Genomic DNA, 22,667 nt, shown 5'->3' with positions numbered 1-22,667 from the left:
ACGACCCGGATAATGCAATCTACACCGTCTTAGATTATGAGAAGGGTGCTGCATTAAGAACTATTGAGGTGATAAACGCCTCCTTAAACTCAAGTGACCCCTCCTCTACATTTGCTGTAACTGTAGAAGAGCAAGATGAGCTTGATGGAGACCTAATGGAAAGCGTAGATATCTACGTTTCCCTTAGAGATTTAACAAGTGATAATGGAACTTCTGATCCAAACAGAAGCCTTGTAAAAACGGTTTCTGCTTCAGAATTCTCTGATGGACCTGTTGGTTTACCAAGAGCTACATTAACTGCAACTTTTGGTGAGGCAGTTTCTGCTATGGGAATTACAGAAAATGAGTATACCGCTGGTGACGTTTTTATCTTTGAGTTAGTATTAAACTTAACTGACGGAAGATCATTAGGACCAGAAAGTAGCTCTGGCGTATTAACCGGTGTATTTTTCCAAGCTCCATTCCAATACAATGCGTTATTAACCTGTTCACCAGAGCCAGGTGACTACACAGTAAGAATGTTTGATTCTTACGGTGATGGTTGGCAAACAGACTGTGGCAATGGAGGGTCAGGAATTACAATTGTACTTGATTCCACGACTCTAGAAGTAGGTCTTTGCTCTCCATATGGAGGATGTAATGACGGTGCTTTCCTAGATGAAAGCCAAGGAGGCTGTACTCCAAATGATGGCTATGAAGGAGTTGCAACTGTAACTATTCCTGAAGGAACAGTAAGCGCTGAGTGGAACTTCCCTGGAGATAATTACGGAGAAATTCGTTTTGAGGTTTATGCTCCAGATGGCTCTTTAGTTTACGATTCAGGAGATTTTGGTGAGCAAGCCTCCGGTTTATTACCAATTACTGTTTGTGCTCAATAAGCTAAATCAAGATACCACGTAGAGATTATTAGCCAATAATCGAAGAAGCCTGCAAGTTTACTTGCAGGCTTTTTTTTATGTGATCGATTTCTTAAAGCAAATTTTAACACTTGTATATTAATGGATTTCAACACCCTTATTATCCCCAAACATATAACATCTTCTCAAACGATATAAACACCAAAAATTTTAAACTACATGGCAAAATATTAACACAGACAAACATCTACCTTTCAGTGCTTTATACTTTGCGTTAACATATTTTTTGCAAATACATTAAAATTATACAAATTAACGAGCAGAACATTGACATATTCTCATATATACACCGTTTAGGATAAGAATTAAACAAGAGCTCCTTTAAATCTTATGATGAATAAATTGGTTATTGATTATTATTTATACAAATTCGCCACTGGCTAATTCAAATAAACAATAACATGAAAATTAAATTTACTGGATTGCTAACGCTTTTCTTGGCGTTAGCAGTGCAATTTTCGTTTGCACAAACCAAAGAAGTAACCGGTACGGTTACTGATGGAAGCGGTGTTCCGCTACCCGGCGTAAACATCGTCATCCAAGGTACCACCACCGGTACACAAACAGACTTTGACGGTAATTATGCAATTTCAGCTTCAGAAGGTCAAACACTTGTTTTTTCTTATGTAGGATTTGGCGATTCTGAACAAGTAGTTGGTGCATCAAGCACAATTAATGTAAGTCTTACTGCGGGTGAAGCACTTGACGAAGTCGTTGTTACCGCCTTGGGTATTTCAAGAGAGAAAAAATCACTTGGTTATGCGACTCAAGAAGTGAGTAATGAGGAGCTAACTCAAACAAGAAACAGCAACGCGCTTAACGCCTTATCTGGTAAGGTAGCGGGTGTTCAAATTTCTAATGCGAGTGGTAATTTAGGTGGTTCTTCTAGAATTTTAATACGTGGTATTGGTTCTATTACTCAGGAAAACAGACCGCTTATTGTTGTTGATGGTATTCCATTAGATAACAGTAACTACAACAGTACCTCTGCTCAAAATGGTGGCGGTGGCCGTGATTTTGGTGATACTGGTTTTGACATCAACCCTGATGATATAGAAAGTATGAACGTACTTAAAGGTGGTGCTGCAGCAGCGCTTTACGGTTCTCGTGCATCTAATGGTGTAATTCAGATTACCACGAAGTCAGGTAAAAAAGGTAAAGGTGAGGTAACTGTAAATACAGGAATCACTTTTGAAGAAGTAAACATTTTACCACAAACGCAAAAACTCTACGGAGGTGGTGGTGGTAACTACACGATTGGAGATCAAGGAGGTTTTAACCAAGCGACAATCAATGGTTCTACCTACAACCTAGTTGACTATGCTACTGATGAATCTTGGGGACCACGCTATGAAGGTCAGCCGGTATTACATTGGGACGCTTTAGAACCAGGGACACCAGGCTATTTACAAACAAGACCTTGGGTCGCTCCTGCAAATGATGGTAGTACCCTATTCAAAACAGGTTATTCTTATAACAATGGTGTAGCCTTTTCACAAGCAGGTGAGGATTCTAACATGCGTATGTCTATAAACAACACGCAGACTGAGGGGATTTTACCTAACACAAAATTGAATAAAACGAGTATCAACTTCAATGGTTCAACAAAAATTGGTGATAAATTAAAAGTTGATGCTTCGGTAAACTTTACAGTAACTGATGGTTTTAACAGACCTGCTTCAGGTTACACAGGAGAAAGTGTTATCCTTCAATTATATCAATTTGGACAGACTTCACTTGATTATGAAAGATTGAAAAATTATCGTACTGCCGATGGTACTCAAAGAACATGGAACAGAGTTGCTTATGATGACCCTACTCCTCGTTATACCGATAACCCATACTGGGTATTGAATGAAAATACTGCAGAGGATAAAAGAACACGTTGGTATGGTACAGTAGGTGCCACTTACAACTTTACCGATGATTTCTATGCGGTAGCAAAAGTTTATGGTGATACTTATGATTTCAGAATTAATCAAAGAACTGCCGTAGGTTCTCAAGCACAAGCATCTTACTCAGAGAGCGATCGTGATTTTCAAGAGATCAACTACGAAGGTAGATTACACTTCGACAAAACTGTATTTGATGACAAATTAAGCATCAATGCATTTGTAGGTGGTAACAGAAGGGTAAATGAATACCATTTCTTAGGTTCGAACACCAATGGTGGTCTTGTTGTTCCTGGATTCTACAATCTTAGTAACTCTGTAGATAATCCTACTGTAAGTGAAAGTGATACACAACGTCAAATAAACAGTTTATTTGGTTCAGTTTCTTTGGGCTATGATAACTTCGCTTACTTAACAGTTACAGGTCGTAATGACTGGTCATCTACCCTTCCTGCAGAGAACAATTCATACTTCTACCCTTCTGTTAGTGGTAGTTTTATCGCTTCTCAATTCATTAATGCAGACTGGTTATCTTTCTTAAAACTTAGAGCAGGTTATGCAGAAGTTGGTAGTGACACAACACCATACCAACTTAGTAATGTTTTCATCGGAAGTAACCCATTTTTAGGATCTGTTCCTTTCTCACTAAACAACAGTAACAGAAACCCTAATTTACTTCCTGAAGAAAAAAGAACTTATGAATTTGGTGTTGAAGCTTCTTTCTTCAACAGACGTTTAGGTTTTGATGTAACTTATTACAATGAGTTAACTAAAGACTTGATTACTCCAGTTCAAGTTGATCCTGCTACCGGTTTCTCTAGCACTGTACTTAATGCTGGTGAGTTAGAAAATAAAGGTATTGAGATTCTTGTTAACGCTACTCCAATTATGACCGATGATTTTTCTTGGGATGTAACTTGGAACTTTGCTAAAAACGAGAACACTTTATTAAGTCTTGCTCAAGGTCTTGAAACGCTTCAGATAGCAAGTTTCCCTTTTAACGGTGTTTCTTTGAATGCGGTTGTAGGAGAACGTTATGGTCAAATACGTGGTACAAACTATGTATATGATGATGCAGGAAACCGTGTTGTAAATGCTAACGGAAGCTACGCAGAAACTCAAGATGTTGAAAACCTAGGTTCTATTCTACCAGATTACAACATGGGTATTAGAAACACATTCACTTACAAGGGCATTAGCTTAGGTGTGTTAATCGACAGACAAAAAGGTGGTGTATACCGTTCTTTAACCAATATCTGGGGTAACTACTCTGGTATTTTAGAGCAAACTGCTGCGAATAACATTCGTGAAGAAGGTTTAGTGCTTCCTGGTGTAACTGGTGATGTAACGTATAATGACGATGGTTCTTATACTGTATCAAACACTGCTGAAAATACTCAGGTAATCTCAGCACAACAGTACGGTACTGACTACTACTTTGGTAATGACGCTCAAAACGTATTCGACGCTTCTTACTGGAAATTACGTGAAATAACCCTTGGCTACAACCTTCCTAAAAATTGGATAGGTAATGCATTTAGCGAAGTACGTGTAACTGCATTTGGTAGAAACCTACTCGTTTGGGGTCTTGACAATGACAACTTCGATCCAGAAATCGCTACTACCGGTAGTGGTAACATTCAAGGTTCTGAAGGTGGTTCTTTACCGTCAACACGTTCTTACGGACTTAACGTTCAATTAAAATTTTAAGAAAAAGATGAAAAATAAATTTATAATCTTATTAATGCTCGTCATTTCCGCAGGATTTAGTTCTTGTGATGAGGGCTTAGAAGAAGTTAATATAAACCCTAACGACCCTGAAGTCGTTCCTACTGCAAACATTTTTGCATCTGCTACTAAAAGCTTTATCGATTTTAATCGTAACGCTTTTAATTCAGGACGTTTAACGCAAAACTGGGTAGAATACTGGGGGCAAACAGCTTATGCTGACGAAGATCGCTATTTATATCGTGAGTCTTCTGCTCAAAGTATTTATCAAAACACATACTTAGTTGCATCAGATCTAAAGTCTATCATTGATCTTAACACCGATGAAGCGACAATGGATGACGCTGCTGCTTCTGGAGATAACGACAACCAAGTTGCTGCTTCTCGTATTATGTTATCTTACATGTTTTATGAGTTGACCAATTTCTTTGGTGATGTACCTTACTATTCTTACGGTTCTAATAATGAGAATTTTCAGGCACTTGATGTTGATGAAGATTTGAATCCAGTATTTGCTCCTCAAGAGGAAATCTATGCTGATATTCTTAGCGAACTACGTCAGTCTGCAGATATGATCAATGTTAACAGTCCTGTATTCACCAGTGGTGATAACATTTTTAACGGTGATGCTGCAAAATGGAAAAAGTTTGCAAACTCATTGATCTTAAGAGTAGCAAACAACCTTCGCGAAGTTGACCCAACAACTGCCTCTAATGCAATCAACGCAGCGGTTCAGTCTGGAGTAATGACTTCTAACGATGACAACGCAGTACAAAGCTATGAAACTACTGACCTAAACGCATCTCCTTGGTGGAGAGCCTTTATTGGTAGAACTGACTTTGCTGTAACTGCTCCATTTATTGACCTTCTTAAAGGAGAAAGTGGAAACTTTGGCCTTGATCCTAGATTATTTGAAATGGCAGCGCCAATTTCAGCAGGAATTCAAGAGGTACAAGATGGGACTTATACACCAAGCAATGATCCTGCAGATTATGTAGGTGCTCCATATGCATTTAGAAACATGAACGCACTTCCATTCTCTTCATACTCTTTTATGAGTAGTAAAGTATTGAGACCAGATTATGGCGAAGTACTTATGGAATATGCTGAAGTTGCTTTCATCCTTTCTGAAGAAAATGGTTTTGACCAAGCAAATTACGAGGAAGGTGTACGTGCATCTATGGAAAAATGGGGCGTAGCTGATGCTGATATCACTGCATTTGTAAGCGCTTTACCTGCTGCTTCTGAAGAGAATGTACTTAATCAAAAGTATGTTGCCTTATATATGCAGCCAAATACGGCATACGCAATGTACAGAAGAACAGGATATCCTAATGTTTTATTATTACCTGGTGACACAGTAACCTTGCCTCAAAATCAAATTGATGCGCAATCACCTGATAATAGAATTGAATCATACACTTTTGAATCTGGTGTAAACGGAGTGACTGATTTACCTTTCCGTTTAAGATACCCACAAATCTTGCAAACGCTTAACGGTGAAAATCGTGCAGCAGCTGCTTCAGGTTTAGAAAATGGAGATACCATACTTAGTCAATTATTTTGGGATGTTGACTAACGCTCCAGTTATTATTTGATTTAGGAAAGCCACCTTTTTAGGTGGCTTTTTTATTTCTGCATCCCAATTAACCAACTTATCTTTGCCGTATGTCAAAAACCACAAACATCTACGGAACCCGCGCTATTATCGAAGCGATTCAAGCCGGCAAAGAAATTGGTAAAATTTATCTTCAAAAAGGCTTAAGCAATCCACTTTCTAAGGAATTAGAGAAGTTGATTCGTGAGCAGGGAATTTCGGTTTCTTATGTTCCGCAGGAAAAGCTTTACAAACTTTCTGATCAAAATCATCAAGGAGCAATTGCGACCATCTCCCCTATTCAATTCGCCGAATTTGAAGCTACCGCCGAAGCAGTTTTGGCAGCTTCAAAACCCGGACTTTTTCTGCTATTAGATCAATTGACTGATGTGCGTAATTTTGGTGCTATTATCCGTACCGCGGTTTGTACAGGTGTAGATGCTATCATCATCCCAAAATCTGGTGGAGCTCCCGTTACCGATGATACGGTTAAAACTTCAGCAGGAGCGATTTTTAACATCCCAATTTGTAAGGTTGATCACATCAAAGATGCTTTGTTCTACTTACAGGGTTCTGGTGTACAAGTTGTCGCTGCTACAGAAAAAACCGAAGATTCTATTTATGATCTAGACTATACGACACCTACCGCGCTTGTAATGGGTAGTGAAGGAAAAGGTGTTACACCGGGAGTTTTGAAACTTGTAGATCATAAGGCAAAACTGCCTATGGCAGGAACTATTAGTTCGCTTAATGTTTCGGTGGCTTGTGGGGCTTTTCTTTATGAAGTCGTACGACAACGCATCAAATAAGTTGGTCTTCTTCCTCTTCTTCTGAAGGCGGATCTATAAAATTTCCATCTTCATCAAATTGCTGTAAAAAAGGGTCATCCTCCGGATTATAAGCTTCGGTTTCCCAAACATATTTTACAGGTTTTGCAATTTTAGTCTTGAATACAAAAGCTAGAATCAAACCTGTTAAAAATCCGGATAAGTGGCCTTCCCAACTCATTCCATCACGTATTGGCATCGTTCCCCAAATTAAACTTCCGTAGAGAAAAACCACAATTAATGAAAAAGCAGTCAACCGATAGTGCTTAGACCAAATTCCTTTAAAAAACAAAAAGGAAGCAAGACCATATACCACGCCGCTGGCTCCTATGTGATACGCGTCTCTTCCTATAAGCCACGTCCCTAAGCCAGAACCCAAAACGATCCATAAAAGCACTTGCCACGCCACCGGTTTGTAGAAATAAAACAATCCTGCAATAAGGACCAATGTAGGTACACTGTTGTGCCACAAATGACTTAAGGTGGAATGTATAAATGGCGAAAAAATGATTCCCGTCAAGCCAGAAATTTCACGAGGTTTGACGCCGAAAGGAGTAAAATTATATCCAAACCTCAACTCAAACCAAAATACCAGCCATAAAGACAATACAACGATCAACGGGTATAAAACCACACCTATTGAAAATTGAAAAGCTGAATTTTGTTTTTGAGCGTTCATTATATGTTCTAATCTAGCAATTGTTTGGCCAAAATCATAAAGTAAGAAATACTGGCAGTTTATCCCGTACAAATAAATAATTTTGAAGTTATGAATACACCGCTAGCTGAACGTTTACGTCCTAAAACATTAGACGACTATTTGAGCCAAGAACACCTTGTAGGGGACAAAGGATCTTTAACCTCATCTATAAAATCTGGAGTCATCCCTTCACTTATTTTATGGGGACCTCCGGGCGTTGGTAAAACCACGTTAGCTTCTATAATTGCTGAAGAATCCAAACGTCCATTTTATGTTTTAAGTGCGATAAATAGTGGAGTAAAAGACGTACGTGAAGTCATTGATAAAGCAAAAAATGCGGGAGGTCTGTTTACACAGAAAAATCCGTTATTGTTTATAGATGAGATTCACCGTTTTAGTAAATCGCAGCAAGACTCGCTTCTCGCTGCAGTAGAAAAAGGCTGGGTTACTTTGATAGGTGCAACTACAGAAAATCCTAGTTTTGAAGTGATTCCTGCATTGCTGTCACGCTGTCAAGTTTATGTGCTCAATCCATTTTCTGCAGACGATCTCAGAGCGCTTTTGAAGCGGGCTATGACGCAGGACAGCATTTTGTCTAAAAAAGAAATAGAACTTCAAGAGACCGAAGCGCTGTTGCGCATTAGCGGGGGTGATGCACGCAAACTGCTTAATATTTTTGAGCTTCTGGTCACCACAGAAACTTCAGAAAAAGTGGTGATCACCAATGCAATGGTGCAACAAAAAGTGCAGCAAAATACGGTGATGTATGACAAAACCGGTGAGCAGCACTACGATATCATTTCGGCATTTATAAAATCAATACGAGGCAGTGATCCTAATGCGGCGGTTTACTATCTCGCTCGTATGTTAGAAGGTGGTGAAGATTTGAAGTTTATCGCCAGAAGACTTATCATTCTTGCTTCTGAAGATATTGGCAATGCCAATCCTACCGCTCTAATTATGGCTACAAATGCATTCACTGCCGTCACTACAATAGGTTATCCTGAAGCTCGAATCATCCTGAGTCAGTGCGTTACTTATCTTGCCACTTCTCCCAAAAGCAACGCATCGTACATGGCGATCAACAGAGCACAACAACTGGTTAAGCAAACAGGAGATTTACCTATTCCCATTGCATTGCGCAATGCACCTACAAAACTTATGAAAGAATTGGGCTACGGCGACGAATATAAATACTCGCACGATGGTGCAGGCAATTTTATAGCTCAAGAATTTTTACCGGAACAAATCACCAATCAAAAGCTTTATGATCCCGGCGCTAATGCTCGTGAAGATGGAATTAGAAAATTTCTAAAAAATAGATGGGGAGATAAATATGATTACTAGCCGCTCTAAGTAAACTATCTCAAGGTATTAAATTCCTAACGATGCTAGGTAAACCGCCTCAGGGCAAGCCCATGAGACATTGGCTGGAAACGAATTTCTAATTTCGAGGCAAGACTCGGCGTATTAAACCCTTTGGCGGCGCCAATAAAAAAACTCGCTTTAAATGGTGTTTTCAATTTGGGCAACACCACTTAAAACGAGCTTAACTTAAGCGTATTCGAGTTTTCTATTTTTGCGTAAAAATCATCTTCACCAAACCACTAACACCTTTAATTTCGCGCTCTACCGTAAACTCAGTACCGTCAAAATAGCCAACACCTGTAAATTGATTGGTGTTTACCAGATAAGATCCTGCTGAAGTTTTTGTAGCAGTACCTATTTTGGTTTGCCCTTCATATACGTCAAATCCATTTGAAGTAGGACGCATACTAAAGCTGCCATCAGCACTCGTAAGAATAGATGTTACTTTTGATTTTGCTTCTGCCTTTTTGGCTTCAGTCTCAGAATCGATCTTGGTACTTACTTCTTCCTTTATAACCACATTGCTATTTTTAGGTATCGCCGAAACGACAACCTCCTCTTTTGGAGTAGATTTATTTGCCACAGCTTCTACCAAAGTTTTGGGTTCCTCCTCTTCTGTTTCAACCTCTTCAATAAGTTCAGCACGCTCTACTATCTCATCAGAGTACGTGTAGCCATATTCTTCTTCCAGCTCCTCAAACGCATCTCTAAAAGCATCCTGATGCCCTGCTTTAAATTCTTTGATCTTACTTTTTCCTTCAGGAAGCACAAAGACTTCTTTCCCTCTACAGTTTACTAAAGTAATAAGCGCTTTAGTGCTTAAAAATCCGCTAATATCAGCTCGAGCATAAAGCGTATTACACCCAGAAGCATTTAAATCTGCAGGCAAGGCTTCATTTTCCATATACGCATTAAAACCATATTTTATAAATAAAAAGCGGGTAAGCGCATTAAGATCATATTGACCGGGCTCATCTTGAAATTCAAATTTTTGCGGAATAACGATGTATTTATAATCTGCCAGCTCCTGCGCAGAAACAGAAACTATTGAGAACAAAGCAAAAAAAGCTACTATGATATAGTGTTTAGTATTCATTATTTAGTGTTTGATATTAATTGAAAGCAAATTTGAAAACTGGCCGTATTTGAATCGGCAATATTTGAATATGAAAGTAAATTATCTGCCGCCAAATACACATTAAAACTACGGATTTTGGCAGAAATGAGAAAGCCAACATTAGTATATGTAAAAGAATCTATACCATAAGTGAGCTTTGTATTTAAAAATGAAGTTACGGGCGCATCTAAAAATGCAGTAAGCCCGGCCTGAATACTTCCCGGACGCTTTATTGCCATGGCTTGTAAGCCCGTTTTAAAGCGATAGCGATTTTCCTCTGGATCCAAACAATTGCACTTTAAGTGTTCTCCAAAAGAATAAGTCAAACCGCCCATTAACTTTACAGGACGCAGTAATGTGTAGCTTACATCAGCTCGCTCGCCAAAGTTCATGTTTTCATCAAACTCCTCTTCTAGATCAGTCCAATAAGGTCGTATTACGGTATTCTCATCAACAACCGAGGGAAATATAAATTCAATCCCATCAAAGTCAAAATCTCCATTACCATAATATTCATACGTTCTGCTTCGGTAGTTAATAAAACCCAGATCAAGTAAACTTCCGCTTACAGACCAGCGTTCATTAAAATCATATGAAAATCCAAGATCGATACCTACACCATAATTTCCACCGAAAATGGAATTCTGCAAAATTTGAGACTCAGAAACCTCTTCAAAACTTCCTATCCCAGCGATCTTAAGTCCGCCGTTAATATTCTCTAATCGATGCTCATAGTAATTATTTCCGTCAGGAGTCAAGTATGTTGTAAAAGTCCCGGAGTTATGAGTACTCTCTGCACTAAACATACCGCTATAAAGCTTAAAACGCCCTCCTATGCTGAAATGCTCATTTACTTTTTTATTCATTCCTATATGAAAGACCGAAACCATCTCGGCGCGTGCTTTAATATCTGAAGCTTTAAAAGCATATCCCAAATGCTGCTGATTGCCTTCATAGGCCAATGTAGCCACATCTTTCGGGAAATAGGTGATAGCATCCAACTCTTCATACCAACCAAAGGAAATATAATTTCCTTTCCTAGTTCTAAAACCGGCACTTAAAATTTCTAGACTTTGATGAAGCACAGCATAATCTCTATTGCTCAATTGATCAACTTTAGCCCGTATTCTCTCATTGATCTCGTCCCGCTCATTTACCTGAAAAATATCATAGACCGAAACATTCCTTGTTGCTGCTTGCACCCCAACTCCACTCAATAAAGGAATACCAAGATGTTTATCAAAATCTACTTTATTCCCGGGATTAAGCAATAGACTTTGGGGCAAGTAATCAGTATCATATAGCTGCTGATATTGTGCAGCAACCCCGGCTGAAGTCAATAAAACCAACAGATATAGAAATTTTCTACAATTCAACGGTGTATGCTGCTTTTGATTCAAATTTCAGGCTACCTACAACCGGAGCACTATTGGTATTGATGTAATACTCAACAAGCACAGTATCGGCGGTGGTAATATTGCTGATCGCTGTCCCTTCTTTTACTACGTCGTATTCAGAAACTATAGCTTCGCCATTGGTACTCCCTGCAGCTTCGAGCGTGATAGATTCACGGGTAACTCCATCTTCATCATTAAATTTTATTACGGCTGTGAGTGATTGGGGAAAAGTATTGGTCATTCTGAAATCAAAAACGATCCTAACCAGACGGTTTTGAAAAAAGGGATCGTCTAAAAAATCAAGTTTTACCGCTTCTACAAGCCCGTTTTGTTGGGTCTGCCCACCATCATCTACAAAATTGTCTTGAGTAAGTAAAAAATGTACGAGATCAATATCCTGAGTAGTAGTTAAGGATACTTCTTTAACCTGATTAAAATCTATTTCTTCTGTACAACCAGTGGCCAGCAATACAAGTAAAAAGAAAAGTAACTTTTCAATTTTCATGATTAGGGGATTTGATGTCCAAACGCAAAAAACCGAGCAATAGTTTATAAGAAATTGCTTATTTCTGTTAAATCATCTATTGCGACAAGCGACTCTGGCAATTTGGCTTTATGATAGTTAAAACAAATCGTATGTAAACCCATATTTTGAGCTCCCAGAATATCTGCCTCATAATTATCTCCTATCATCACACTTTTTTTAGGATCTGCAGCTGCCAGTTCTAAAGCATGCTTAAAAATACGTGCGTCAGGCTTTTTTACTCCTACCGACTCACTGCTGGTTATCGTTTTGAAAAAATGATCGATTTTAGAATTTTGAAGTTTTAAAGATTGAACCTCCTGAAATCCGTTTGTGATGATGTGCAACTCGTATTTTTTGTGAAGATTGCTTAGCTGGGCTATTGCTCCCTCAAACAAATGGTTATGATTAGGCAAATGATCTATATAATCTACAGACAAACGGTCTATCAAAAAATCATCTATAGCAACCCCCAGCTCTTTAAAACTGTTTTTTAACCGGCCGTAACGCAACTGTTCTTTGGTAATACGAGACTCACGATAATACTTCCAATACTGAAAATTAATGGGAACATACACCTCAAGAAAATCATCAATGGCAACGCTTATATTGTTTTTCTTAAAAATATCTTCAAAAGCCAACTTAGAATTTCGGTCAAAATCCCAAAGGGTGTGATCCAGATCAAAAAAAACGTGTTGAATATTCTTTAACTTAGTCATTTACCAATTCTCTAAAAAATTGTTTCCATTGCCCCTGATCCTGTCCTTTTCCGGTTACCGATTTATTCCGGAAACTAAACACAAAATTTCCGTTTACACGTTCTACAGCCTCCTTCATCTCAAAGAAAGTATCTAACTCGTGATTGAGCTCTTTCTCATCTGAAGCGCTTGTTTCAAAAGCCGAAGCTTGCGCACAAATAGGATGAATAAGCAAGGGCGTTATGGTTTCATAATCCAGATCATAAAAATTAAAAGGCGTACACGTACCCGCTCTAAATCCTAAATATTCAGGATATCCCATCGAGTAATCGTTTTTCATTTCAAACTGTATCATCTCGCGGTAATGCTCGGGCAAGCTTTGCATATACTTACTGCAGCGCACTGCGCTAAGCTGCTTATTATTGATGCCTTCAATACGCCGCTTTTCTAATTTCATCTGCCTTTTACTCAACAAAGCCTCTTTAGATAGCAGAAGTCCAATCTCGCTGTAATCTCCTACCATTTTAATAAGCTCTCTAAAATTCTTTTTATTGAATCTAATGTTACGCGTGTAGGTCGAGTAATTGCCTACCATAAAGAAAAAGACAAACTTGAACTTGGCATTTTTTTGCACATTGATCAACCAGCTGAATGTATCGTAGGGGTCTTTTCGCAAGCCCAGACTTACCTGTAATCGCAATAAAATTTTACTGAACTGCAACTTCACCAAATCACCAAGAAAATTGGTAACCCAACGCATAATTCCTATGCCATACATTTCATAAGCTTGTTCGACATCAACCAAGGCTTGAAATGAGAACTTTCGGTGTTCAAAATTATAGTCAGGATATTTCTCCTGGAGCACCTCTTTAAAATAATAGGCCCAAACATCAATAACAGGTTGGGTCAAAAATTCTTCTTGATATCCCAAACTCTCTGTTGCGGGGAATCTTCCTTGCTCATCCTTCACGTGAGGTAAAAACTCTTCATACCTACTCAACAATACAAAAGCTGCCGCAAAAATATCATAAGGCAATGCGCTCTTGGTACCCGTGACAAAAAAGCACTTGGACTCGCGCCAATCTTGTACTTTAATCTCAATATCACTTATTCCTTGCTCAAAAAGCAGCTCCTGACTTTTGATATGCAATTCCTTACCCAGAGGTTTATTGGTATACGACAGCTTCAAACTATCGTGCACAATGAATTCATCAACCGCAGTTGTAAACTTAACAGGAACCCCCAAAATATTGGTACAGATATGCTTGAAGGTATATCGCAGTCTTGGGGTGATCTTGTGCGTGTAGATAAGGAGCATATGCAATTTTATACCGGCAATTTCCGTAATTTTTAATTAAAGCGGAAGGAATTACAGCAAACCTTCATCAGCAAAGCTAAAATAGGAGTTTTCGGTAATAATAAGATGATCAAGCACCTTTATGTCGAGACTGGCGGCAGCAACTTTAAGTTTTGTGGTTATGTCTTTATCTGCCTGACTTGGTCGTAACCCTCCCGATGGATGATTATGCGCCAAAATAAGAGAAACCGCTCCGCGCTCTAGTGCAAGTTTGAGCACCAAACGCACATCGACCAGCGTACCGGTCATACCGCCTTTGCTCAATTGATGCTTATGTAAGACTTTGTTGGAATTGTTTAAATAAAGAATCCAAAACTCTTCATGCGGCAATTCACCTAAAATAGGCTGAAGCAATCTAAAAACCGCGTTGCTTCCGGTAATTTTTGTTGGCTCTTCGGCTTTATCTGATTGTCTGCGACGCCCCAACTCGGTTGCGGCTGCAATACTCACAGCTTTGGCCTCGCCTATGCCTTTAAATTTCATCAACTGTCCAACGCTAAGTTTTCCCAATGCGTTCAAATTATGATCTACCGAGGCCAGAATGCGCTTACTTAAGGCTACCGCACTTTCGTTTCGGCTGCCGGAGCCAATTAAAATGGCTACAAGCTCTGCGTCACTTAGTGCATCTTTTCCTTTATGTAATAACTTCTCCCGGGGTCGATCATCAAGCGACCACTTTTTTATCGAAAAATTCTCTGAGTTTTGCTGCATATCAGTTGGGCTGAAATAATTAGTGAATCATAGGGGCAGCTCGCGCAGTCTAAATTTAAAAAATGTATTTTTAGAATTTCAGGTTTAGAGAATAAAATATTCAGTAAAAATCTAATTTTCAAAACCTTATAGATTCGGAAGCTATTTAAATTAAAAAAAGACATATGAGTAAGTATCCACCGGCAAATCATCAAGAAGCTGAATACGCCAACATCGTAGAAACGTTAAAAACGTTTCCGCTTGCGACACTTATAACAGTTTCTGAAGGTTTACCCGTAATCACTCACCTTCCATTAGATTATAAAGAAGATGATCATTTGGGCAAACTCGTAGGCCATATAGACAACAACAACCCGCAACTCCAACAGTTACAGTTAGGAGCCAAAGCTACAGTGCTCTTTAATGGGCCAGACACCTATATTTCGCCAAGCATTTATACGACTACGCAATTACCCACGTGGAATTACATCAAACTACACCTTGAAGTAGAAGTTTCTAAAATTTTAAATGCTGAAGAATTAAAAGACGCTATGGTCGAATTAACCTCGTTTCTTGAAGGTGATGCGCAGCGCTATGTTCTGGAAAAAGAGAATTCTAGAATGGAAGCTTTTGTTAATTATGTCACCGGTTTTGAATTAAAAATCACCGCATGGGAAGGAAAATTCAAGCTTTCTCAAGACAAAAACAAGAAAGACCAAATACAAGCGAAAGAAGCACTACTTCAAAATTACAGCCAAGTAATGCCTTCGTATCTCGAAAAGATCTACAGTTCACACGTCACCAAAAAGAACTAGAGCAATTCTTGAACGGTATCAAAATCCAGACCGCCATAATTACCACTACTCATAAGGAGTAACACGGCATTGTCAAATTGCTGTTGCTTCAGATAAGTTTTAAACGCTTCTGCATCTGTGAAGATGATGAGATCGTCACGGTCAAAAGCAACTTCAATCTGTTCTTTACTAATAACCTCTAATTGTTTTACCGCAACCGCTTCCGGAGAATAAAAGACAACAGCTTCTTCGGCAGCATCCAGAGCTCCTTTATAGCCTTTTATAAATTCAGCATTTAAGCTGCTGTATGTATGTAATTCTAAACAAGCAAAAAGCTTTCGGTCAGGAAATTGATTTTTCACCGCTTTTGTCGTTGCAGCCACTTTACTAGGGGAATGTGCAAAATCTTTAAAAGCAATATTACTCGCTGTTTCTCCTATTTTTTCTAAGCGTTTTGCCGCACCTTCAAAGCTTGCAATTGCTTCATAAAAATCATCTTCATCGATTCCCATATGCTGACAAATCCATTTTGCGCCTGCCAGATTACTCAGGTTATGCTTGCCAAATACCGAGATTGGCATAGGACCTTCAGGTGTTTCTAATAAGGTTTCTCCATCTTCAATACTGTACTCTGGAGTGGAATAAGCGTGTTTACGCGTGGGAGCCGTAGCAGCTTCGGCGATGCGTTTAACCTCAGCATCTTCTTCATTGTAAACCAGAATTCCGCCTCGCGAAATAGAATCAGCAAAGATCTCAAACTGTTCTACGTAGTTTTCATAAGTAGGAAACACATTAACGTGATCCCAGGCGATCCCACTGATCAAAGCGATATTGGGTTTGTACAAATGAAATTTAGGACGACGATCTATAGGAGAGGATAAGTACTCGTCACCTTCAAGTAAGATAAAATCATTTTCCTCGGTGAGATGCACCATAGTCTCGAAACCGGGCAACTGTGCCCCAACCATAAAATCTACCTCACGATCGTGATAATGCAACACGTGCAAGATCATTGAGGTAATTGTAGTTTTCCCGTGCGAACCTCCTATCACCACACGCGTTTTCTCTTTAGATTGCTCATAGAGAAATTCGGGGTAGCTGTAAATTTTAAGTCCGAGTTCTTGTGCTTTTAAAAGTTCTGCATTATCAGGCTTTGCGTGCATCCCAAGGATTACAGCATCCAATTGCGTATCGATTTTTTCTGGAAACCAGCCGAGTTCTGGCGGCAGTAAATCATATTTAGCCAATCGAGATTTAGAAGGTTCAAAAATCGCGTCATCGCTTCCGCTTACTTCGTATCCTTTATGATGTAAGGCTAAAGCCAAATTGTGCATCGCACTTCCTCCAATCGCTATAAAATGTACTCGCATAGTCCTGTGTAGAATCTTTAAAATAGATGCTGCAAGTTAAGAAATCACAGTTTCAGAAAACGAAATAATACCGTATTCTAATCCTATAATTCCTGAATGCGTTTCTTTTCTTCTAAAGCCTGCTCAAAATCGGGTTCATCGGCGAGTGCTAAATTGATGTAGTGTGTTGCGCTTGCTTTATCTCCCTTATTTCTATAAATCTGAGCCATTCTAAAATGCGCCCATCGCACCGGAACACCATCTTTGACTGAATGATTCTCGATGTATTGCTTTAAACTGGCTAAACCCAACTCAGGCTCCATATCAAATTCGGCTGCAATTTTTCCGATTTGATAATTGATTTGATTGCGTTTGTGCAATTTTAAACTTGAAGCTGCATTGTCTATGGCTTTTTTAGGCTGATTTTTCTTTTCATACAAATTGGTAAGTTTCTCATAGGTTGTGGGCGAACCACCAACCTCAATAGCTTTTTTGTACAAGGTTTCGGCTTCATCCATCTCATCCTCATGTTCTGCGACGTAACCTCGCGCGAGATAACCGTCTACCGGTGAAATATCCTGTAACTCCATCGCATAAGCTTTGGCTTTTTTTGTACTTCCGCCTATAATCCCGGGAAGCTGAAGATATAGCTCTACAAGTGCCCAGCGCGTTTCAATATGCTTAGGATCTAACTCGGCAGCTCTGGTAAAATGTTCCTTGATATCATCGATATAGGTCAAGGCGCGCAATTTACTAATCTCAAGGGCTTTCATCCCTAACGCGCCACCATATTTAAAATGGTAATTAGCACTTGACGGGGTTTCTTCTACTAAAGGTTCGTAATAGGTAATGGCAGTATCCCAATCTTTTGCATAGGCCGCAATATCACCAAGATATTCCCGGGTTTTAGCGTGTTTAGGATTAGCATCCAGATATTTAGAGAAAATAGGTTTTGCGAGTGCAAACTTTTCAGCTTTGAAATAGGCTTCGGCTTTTTGATATGCTGCATCCTGAGCAAATACAGAAGCCGAAATAAATAGTGCAAATAAGAATTTCAAATGCATAAATGGTTGTTTGTATCAAAACTAAACAAAAAGCACGCCATTCTATGTAGTAATTTTGAACCGTCCAATTATTCCTCTGGTGGAAATTCTTCAAAAATCTTATTTGCAATTTTGGTAAAATAACTCACTCGGTCCTGCGGATTGGTATTTACAGCAATATTACTATCGCTTACTGCTTGCCAGACCAGAATATCTCTTTGAGCATCAACAAGATCAAGAGTTATAGTCTGATGATTTTTGTTTCCTCCAAGTGGAAAACCCGCTCCAACGCTTACGCCGCCACCATAACTTCCGCCACCAATACCTACTCCTACCGAATTGCGCTGAACATCTTCATACTGATCTGCAATGATGTTTATAAGCAAATCAGGAGTTTCAGACTTGGTAAATCCTTTAGACTGCAGCACGGCCTCAGTAGCATCCAGAAGGCGATTTAAATCGAGCTGACTCAAACCGCTATCCATATCGTTCATAAAATTGTAGGTCTTGTACTGCGCAAAATCGATTTGCTCGTCATAATCATAGGCAACTTTGGTAGAACCGCACGAAATGAAAGTAATTATGCTCAGTAAAATTAAAAAATGCTTCATCTTGTCTTTTCTTTTAAAAATAGACAAAATGAAGCATCCTTCTAGTCAATAAAATCCTAAAACCCGAGCTATTCTTCTACAGCGGGACGGTTAAGCATGGCCCACAAACGGTCCTTAAGCTGCGTAAGTCCTTGCTGTGCTACCGAAGAAATAAACATATATTCTATAGGCAAATTCTTATCTAACTCTGCTTTAAGTTCTGCCTTTAATTCAGCATCCAGCATATCGCTTTTTGTGATCGCGATCAACCGATCTTTATCTAAAAGCTCCGGATTGTATTTTTCTAATTCGTGCAATAATATCTGGTATTGCTCGGCGATATCTGGTGCATCTGCCGGAATCATAAAAAGCAAGGTAGAATTACGCTCGATATGCCGAAGAAAGCGATATCCTAATCCTTTTCCTTCTGCTGCGCCCTCAATGATCCCCGGAATATCTGCAATCACAAAAGTCTGAAAATCCCGATACTGAACAATTCCTAAATTAGGCTTCAAGGTAGTAAACTCGTAATTTGCTATTTTGGGTTTTGCTGCTGTAATTACAGAGAGTAAAGTAGACTTACCTGCATTAGGAAAACCTACAAGACCAACGTCTGCAAGCACCTTCAACTCCAAAGTTACATCAACTTCTTGCCCGTCTATACCGGGTTGTGCATAGCGCGGCGTCTGATTGGTCGCTGTTTTAAAGTGCGAGTTTCCTAGTCCGCCCATACCACCTTCCGCGATGATATATTCTTGCCCTTCTTCGGTGATCTCTTTTAAAACTTCTTGTGTTTCTGTATCGCGTATCACAGTCCCCAAAGGCACTTCGATATACACATCTTCACCATCAGCTCCGGTACTGGTTTGCTTTCCACCATTGGCACCGTGACCTGCCTTAAGATGTCTCTTAAACTTGAGGTGAAGTAAGGTCCATAGATTTGGATTGGCACGCGCGATTATATGACCGCCACGACCACCATCACCTCCATCAGGCCCACCTTTTGCCACAAACTTTTCTCGTCGCAAATGCGCAGAGCCTGCACCTCCTTTTCCTGAGGTTACGTGCATTTTTACATAATCAACAAAATTTCCTTCGGTCATCTTCTGTTCTGTTTTCTGTTTATTGTTTTCTGTTTTGAAACTAACATTTGAATTTAGTTCCTCTGTATTTTGTTGAGCTTAAATATTTAATGAAAGAGCCTGGTTTTGCGTTAATATGGTCGCATTGTTCTATTAAATCCTCGTAATCTTTCTGTAGTATTAACTGCTTATCGTACAACCGATAAATTTGTGATTTTAACTCAGAGCAAGAGCCTTTAGCATAGCCTAAAAAATTTCTAAATTCTAAACTTCCCGATCTCCCAAAGCCTTCAGCAATGTTATCCATAATTGAACCGGAGCTTCTATCTATCTGATCCTTTAGCGCGTAACGTCTTGATAATTCATCTGAAGCAATTAAAGCCTCTATCTTTTGACATAAATCCCGAGATAATTGCCAAACTTCAAGATCTTCGAATTTTTCAACTGTCGCCAAACTTCCCTGCTTTTAAACTGCAAACGCGAAACCCTAAACTGTTTAAAGCTTATCTATAACGCTGCTTAAGCGTGTTGTGATTTCGTTTATTTCGCCTACACCGTCTACACCAAAATACTTATCCTGTTTTTGATAGTAGCCTTTTAAAATCGCCGTCTCATCATAATACACTTTGATTCGGTTGCGAATTACAGTCTCATCTGCGTCGTCCTTTCTTCCTGAAGTTTTTCCGCGTTCCAAAAGACGTTTTACTAAAATCTCGTCATCAACTTCTAGCGCGATCATTGCAGAAACTTCAGTTCCCTTTTCAGCAAGAAGTTTATCTAAAGCTTCAGCTTGTGCTGTTGTTCTAGGAAAACCATCAAAAATAAACCCATTGGCATCTGGAGTTTCATCTACTGTTGCACTCAACATATCTATGGTTACCGAATCTGGAACCAATTGTCCTTTATCAATATATGATTTTGCCAAGGTTCCCAGCTCTGTAGCGTTTTTAATGTTGTATCTAAAAACATCTCCGGTAGAAATATGAACCAGATTGTATTTTTCCTTTAAAAAAGAGGCTTGTGTACCCTTACCTGCTCCAGGAGGGCCAAACAATACCAAATTTGTCATTTTTGTGGTTTTTAGTTTATAAATAGCATTGAGGTTACGCCCCAAACCGTTGTAATCAAGACCATATCCTACAATAAAATCATTAGGAATTTCTAGGCCAACATAGTGTATTTTATATTCTTTGGTATAGGCTTCGGGCTTGTAAAACAAACTTGCAATACGGTATTTGTTTACGCCGGCCTGTACCATCATTTGCGTTATTTTTTCAATAGTGTTACCGCTATCTACAATATCTTCAACAATCACGACCTCGCGTTCTTCAAGATCTGCCTCTAAAGGAATATGCGTTTGAACCTGCCCTGTGCTTGAGGTCCCATCATAAGAACTCATTTTAATAAACTCGATCTCGCAATCGCCTTCAAACCTGCTTAAAAGCTCTGTCGCAAACTTATAAGCACCGTTGAGCACGACTAAAAAAACGGGCTCTTTCCCTTTAAAATCACTATTGATTTGAGCGGCAACCTCATCAATCGCCTTAAGCAATGTAGCCTCTGAAATATACTCCTGAAACTGAAGTCCGTTTAACGTGATCATGGTTAGTTTGGCTGTGGTTCTAGCTAGATGCCAAATATACATATTGTAGATGAATATTGGGTTGACCAACATTGAATTACACTAAACCCGCTTTAATTCTTTTTTTGAGCTTTTTAAACCGAAGTATTTGCCGACGCAATTCGACTTTCTATAGGTAATAAGTTACTTTTGCAAGACTAATTTTTTATCGTATAAAGACATAGAATTAATGACCTCATATTTTTCTTCAGATTTTAAACTCGCTATTCTTGGCGGTGGTCAATTGGGTAAAATGCTACTTTATGAGACCCGTAAATTTGATATCCAAACGCTGGTTTTAGATCCTAATCCGGAAGCGCCTTCTCGCTTAGCAGCCAATTATTTTCAACAAGGAGACTTGATGGATTTTGATACCGTTTACAACTTCGGAAAGCAGGCAGATGTAGTGACTTTTGAGATCGAAGCCGTAAATGTTGACGCTTTAGAAAAACTGGAAAACGAGGGAATCGCCGTTTATCCTAGTCCGCAAACCTTGCGAAAAATTCAGGATAAAGGAATTCAAAAGGATTTTTATACCGAAAAAAATATTCCGACGGCACCCTATAAAAAATATCCAACGCTCGATGATCTTAAACTTGCGCTTACCGCTAATCAAAACAGCTTTCCATTTGTGTGGAAAAGCACGCAAGGCGGCTATGACGGCAAAGGGGTTCAGGTCGTTCGCTCTCAGGAAGATCTCGAGAAACTTACAGACACGCCGTGCATCGCAGAGCAAATGATTCCGTTTAAGAATGAGTTGGCTGTAATCGTGGTACGATCCCCAAAAGGTGAAGTAAAAACATATCCTGTCGTAGAAATGGAATTTCATCCAGAGGCCAATCAGGTCGAGTATGTGATCTGCCCGGGCCGCATTGATGATGAAGTCGCAAAAAAAGTGCGTGAAGTTGCCACTCAGGTTTCTGAAGCGTTTGAACACGTGGGATTGCTAGCTGTAGAAATGTTTCAGACTCAAGATGATGAGATTTTAGTAAACGAAGTTGCTCCGCGCCCGCACAACAGCGGTCATTATAGCATCGAAGGAAGTTATACCAATCAGTTTGAGCAGCATTTACGCGCGATTTTAAACCTTCCGTTAGGAGAAACCGAAAGTAAAATAGGAGCTGTGATGGTAAATCTTGTGGGAGCAGAAGGTTACACCGGCGACGTGTACTACGAGAAGATCGAAGATATTATGGCGCTTAAAGGCGTTACTCCGCATATTTATGGAAAACGCGAGACCAGACCTTTTAGAAAGATGGGCCACGTGACGATCGTGAACAGCGACTTGAGTGAAGCGCGCAAAATTGCCGAACAAGTTAAAAATGCTATTCGCGTGATCACCAAATAATTTCTGAACTTCAACAAAATAAATTCAAT

At 39.3% G+C, this 22,667-nt stretch carries 20 protein-coding genes; 7 read left to right on the top strand and 13 right to left on the bottom strand.

Annotated features, from left to right (window positions below):
- From MED217_RS03885 to rlmB, 4 genes are all read left to right on the top strand, one after another.
- Positions 1 to 878, top strand: an 878-nt coding sequence (locus MED217_RS03885) for a hypothetical protein (protein WP_009779173.1), incomplete at its 5' end; no start/stop codon positions are given.
- Between the two features lie 440 nt (positions 879 to 1,318).
- Positions 1,319 to 4,519, top strand: coding sequence for a SusC/RagA family TonB-linked outer membrane protein (locus tag MED217_RS03880; RefSeq protein ID WP_009779172.1), 3,201 nt, complete (start codon positions 1,319 to 1,321; stop codon positions 4,517 to 4,519).
- A gap of 7 nt (positions 4,520 to 4,526) precedes the next feature.
- Positions 4,527 to 6,116, top strand: coding sequence for a SusD/RagB family nutrient-binding outer membrane lipoprotein (locus MED217_RS03875; RefSeq protein WP_009779171.1), 1,590 nt, complete (start codon positions 4,527 to 4,529; stop codon positions 6,114 to 6,116).
- Positions 6,117 to 6,205: 89 nt separating this feature from the next.
- The gene (gene rlmB / locus MED217_RS03870; RefSeq protein WP_009779170.1) at positions 6,206 to 6,943 is read left to right on the top strand and encodes a 23S rRNA (guanosine(2251)-2'-O)-methyltransferase RlmB; all 738 of its coding nucleotides are present in this window, start codon (positions 6,206 to 6,208) and stop codon (positions 6,941 to 6,943) included.
- Here rlmB and MED217_RS03865 read toward each other — a convergent pair.
- Positions 6,936 to 7,640: a rhomboid family intramembrane serine protease gene (locus MED217_RS03865; RefSeq protein WP_009779169.1), complete on the bottom strand. Its 705-nt coding sequence runs from the start codon at positions 7,638 to 7,640 to the stop codon at positions 6,936 to 6,938. The two genes, rlmB and MED217_RS03865, sit on opposite strands and share 8 nt — an antisense overlap.
- Before the next feature lie 90 nt (positions 7,641 to 7,730).
- On the opposite strand from MED217_RS03865, the gene MED217_RS03860 reads away from it, so the two are divergent.
- Positions 7,731 to 9,008, top strand: a complete 1,278-nt coding sequence (locus MED217_RS03860; protein WP_009779168.1) for a replication-associated recombination protein A — start codon at positions 7,731 to 7,733, stop codon at positions 9,006 to 9,008.
- Positions 9,009 to 9,234: 226 nt separating this feature from the next.
- Here MED217_RS03860 and MED217_RS18450 read toward each other — a convergent pair whose 3' ends face one another.
- From MED217_RS18450 to radC, 6 genes are read right to left on the bottom strand one after another with little or no spacing between them, the layout of a single operon-like run.
- Complete coding sequence (locus MED217_RS18450) at positions 9,235 to 10,125, bottom strand: hypothetical protein (RefSeq protein WP_009779167.1); 891 nt, start codon at positions 10,123 to 10,125, stop codon at positions 9,235 to 9,237.
- The gene (locus tag MED217_RS03850; protein WP_009779166.1) at positions 10,125 to 11,522 is read right to left on the bottom strand and encodes a DUF5723 family protein; all 1,398 of its coding nucleotides are present in this window, start codon (positions 11,520 to 11,522) and stop codon (positions 10,125 to 10,127) included. Before MED217_RS03850 ends, MED217_RS18450 begins: the two co-directional genes overlap by 1 nt.
- A complete protein-coding gene (locus MED217_RS03845; RefSeq protein WP_009779165.1) occupies positions 11,512 to 12,048 on the bottom strand; it encodes a hypothetical protein in 537 nt (178 codons plus the stop codon). Before MED217_RS03845 ends, MED217_RS03850 begins: the two co-directional genes overlap by 11 nt.
- Before the next feature lie 44 nt (positions 12,049 to 12,092).
- Positions 12,093 to 12,785 carry a YjjG family noncanonical pyrimidine nucleotidase gene (locus MED217_RS03840; protein ID WP_009779164.1) on the bottom strand — a complete coding sequence of 231 codons (693 nt, stop codon included), beginning with the start codon at positions 12,783 to 12,785 and terminating at the stop codon, positions 12,093 to 12,095.
- The gene (locus MED217_RS03835; protein ID WP_009779163.1) at positions 12,778 to 14,082 is read right to left on the bottom strand and encodes a polysaccharide deacetylase family protein; all 1,305 of its coding nucleotides are present in this window, start codon (positions 14,080 to 14,082) and stop codon (positions 12,778 to 12,780) included. Before MED217_RS03835 ends, MED217_RS03840 begins: the two co-directional genes overlap by 8 nt.
- 51 nt (positions 14,083 to 14,133) lie before the next feature.
- Positions 14,134 to 14,832, bottom strand: a complete 699-nt coding sequence (gene radC, locus MED217_RS03830) for a RadC family protein (protein WP_009779162.1) — start codon at positions 14,830 to 14,832, stop codon at positions 14,134 to 14,136.
- 164 nt (positions 14,833 to 14,996) lie between these two features.
- Here radC and MED217_RS03825 point away from each other — a divergent pair, with 164 nt between their 5' ends.
- Positions 14,997 to 15,626 (top strand): FMN-binding negative transcriptional regulator, encoded by a 630-nt coding sequence (locus tag MED217_RS03825; protein ID WP_009779161.1) that lies wholly within the window; start codon positions 14,997 to 14,999, stop codon positions 15,624 to 15,626.
- Here MED217_RS03825 and MED217_RS03820 read toward each other — a convergent pair.
- The 6 genes from MED217_RS03820 to MED217_RS18700 all read right to left on the bottom strand — a co-directional run bounded on the left by MED217_RS03820 (position 15,623) and on the right by MED217_RS18700 (position 21,272).
- The gene (locus MED217_RS03820; protein WP_009779160.1) at positions 15,623 to 16,975 is read right to left on the bottom strand and encodes a UDP-N-acetylmuramate--L-alanine ligase; all 1,353 of its coding nucleotides are present in this window, start codon (positions 16,973 to 16,975) and stop codon (positions 15,623 to 15,625) included. The two genes, MED217_RS03825 and MED217_RS03820, sit on opposite strands and share 4 nt — an antisense overlap.
- 83 nt (positions 16,976 to 17,058) lie before the next feature.
- Entirely contained in the window at positions 17,059 to 18,018 is a 960-nt protein-coding gene (locus MED217_RS03815; protein ID WP_009779159.1) for a tetratricopeptide repeat protein, read from the bottom strand.
- Between the two features lie 68 nt (positions 18,019 to 18,086).
- Complete coding sequence (locus MED217_RS03810) at positions 18,087 to 18,608, bottom strand: DUF4136 domain-containing protein (protein WP_009779158.1); 522 nt, start codon at positions 18,606 to 18,608, stop codon at positions 18,087 to 18,089.
- A gap of 68 nt (positions 18,609 to 18,676) precedes the next feature.
- On the bottom strand, positions 18,677 to 19,690 hold the full coding sequence (gene obgE, locus MED217_RS03805) for a GTPase ObgE (protein WP_009779157.1): 1,014 nt from the start codon (positions 19,688 to 19,690) through the stop codon (positions 18,677 to 18,679).
- A 40-nt stretch (positions 19,691 to 19,730) separates the two neighbouring features.
- A complete protein-coding gene (locus MED217_RS03800) occupies positions 19,731 to 20,123 on the bottom strand; it encodes a four helix bundle protein (RefSeq protein ID WP_009779156.1) in 393 nt (130 codons plus the stop codon).
- 42 nt (positions 20,124 to 20,165) lie between these two features.
- Entirely contained in the window at positions 20,166 to 21,272 is a 1,107-nt protein-coding gene (locus MED217_RS18700; RefSeq protein WP_154648899.1) for an adenylate kinase, read from the bottom strand.
- Positions 21,273 to 21,480: 208 nt separating this feature from the next.
- Here MED217_RS18700 and MED217_RS03790 point away from each other — a divergent pair, with 208 nt between their 5' ends.
- The gene (locus tag MED217_RS03790; RefSeq protein ID WP_009779154.1) at positions 21,481 to 22,638 is read left to right on the top strand and encodes a 5-(carboxyamino)imidazole ribonucleotide synthase; all 1,158 of its coding nucleotides are present in this window, start codon (positions 21,481 to 21,483) and stop codon (positions 22,636 to 22,638) included.
- The last annotated feature ends 29 nt before the right edge of the window (positions 22,639 to 22,667 follow it).

It is taken from the genome of Leeuwenhoekiella blandensis MED217, assembly GCF_000152985.1.
In the GTDB taxonomy this organism is placed as follows: Bacteria; Bacteroidota; Bacteroidia; order Flavobacteriales; family Flavobacteriaceae; genus Leeuwenhoekiella; species Leeuwenhoekiella blandensis.
The sequence above is the reverse complement of the archived record's forward strand: the minus strand, read 5'-3'. Positions and strand labels throughout refer to the sequence as shown.

Excerpts from the sequence above, each read along its gene's own strand:
- MED217_RS03880 (WP_009779172.1), top strand. The coding sequence starts at position 1,319 with ATGAAAATTAAATTTACTGGATTGCTAACGCTTTTCTTGGCGTTAGCA.
- MED217_RS03875 (WP_009779171.1), top strand. The coding sequence starts at position 4,527 with ATGAAAAATAAATTTATAATCTTATTAATGCTCGTCATTTCCGCAGGA.
- rlmB (WP_009779170.1), top strand. The coding sequence starts at position 6,206 with ATGTCAAAAACCACAAACATCTACGGAACCCGCGCTATTATCGAAGCG.
- MED217_RS03865 (WP_009779169.1), bottom strand. The coding sequence starts at position 7,640 with ATGAACGCTCAAAAACAAAATTCAGCTTTTCAATTTTCAATAGGTGTG.
- MED217_RS03860 (WP_009779168.1), top strand. The coding sequence starts at position 7,731 with ATGAATACACCGCTAGCTGAACGTTTACGTCCTAAAACATTAGACGAC.
- MED217_RS18450 (WP_009779167.1), bottom strand. The coding sequence starts at position 10,125 with ATGAATACTAAACACTATATCATAGTAGCTTTTTTTGCTTTGTTCTCA.
- MED217_RS03845 (WP_009779165.1), bottom strand. The coding sequence starts at position 12,048 with ATGAAAATTGAAAAGTTACTTTTCTTTTTACTTGTATTGCTGGCCACT.
- MED217_RS03840 (WP_009779164.1), bottom strand. The coding sequence starts at position 12,785 with ATGACTAAGTTAAAGAATATTCAACACGTTTTTTTTGATCTGGATCAC.
- MED217_RS03835 (WP_009779163.1), bottom strand. The coding sequence starts at position 14,082 with ATGCTCCTTATCTACACGCACAAGATCACCCCAAGACTGCGATATACC.
- radC (WP_009779162.1), bottom strand. The coding sequence starts at position 14,832 with ATGCAGCAAAACTCAGAGAATTTTTCGATAAAAAAGTGGTCGCTTGAT.
- MED217_RS03825 (WP_009779161.1), top strand. The coding sequence starts at position 14,997 with ATGAGTAAGTATCCACCGGCAAATCATCAAGAAGCTGAATACGCCAAC.
- MED217_RS03820 (WP_009779160.1), bottom strand. The coding sequence starts at position 16,975 with ATGCGAGTACATTTTATAGCGATTGGAGGAAGTGCGATGCACAATTTG.
- MED217_RS03815 (WP_009779159.1), bottom strand. The coding sequence starts at position 18,018 with ATGCATTTGAAATTCTTATTTGCACTATTTATTTCGGCTTCTGTATTT.
- MED217_RS03810 (WP_009779158.1), bottom strand. The coding sequence starts at position 18,608 with ATGAAGCATTTTTTAATTTTACTGAGCATAATTACTTTCATTTCGTGC.
- obgE (WP_009779157.1), bottom strand. The coding sequence starts at position 19,690 with ATGACCGAAGGAAATTTTGTTGATTATGTAAAAATGCACGTAACCTCA.
- MED217_RS18700 (WP_154648899.1), bottom strand. The coding sequence starts at position 21,272 with ATGATCACGTTAAACGGACTTCAGTTTCAGGAGTATATTTCAGAGGCT.
- MED217_RS03790 (WP_009779154.1), top strand. The coding sequence starts at position 21,481 with ATGACCTCATATTTTTCTTCAGATTTTAAACTCGCTATTCTTGGCGGT.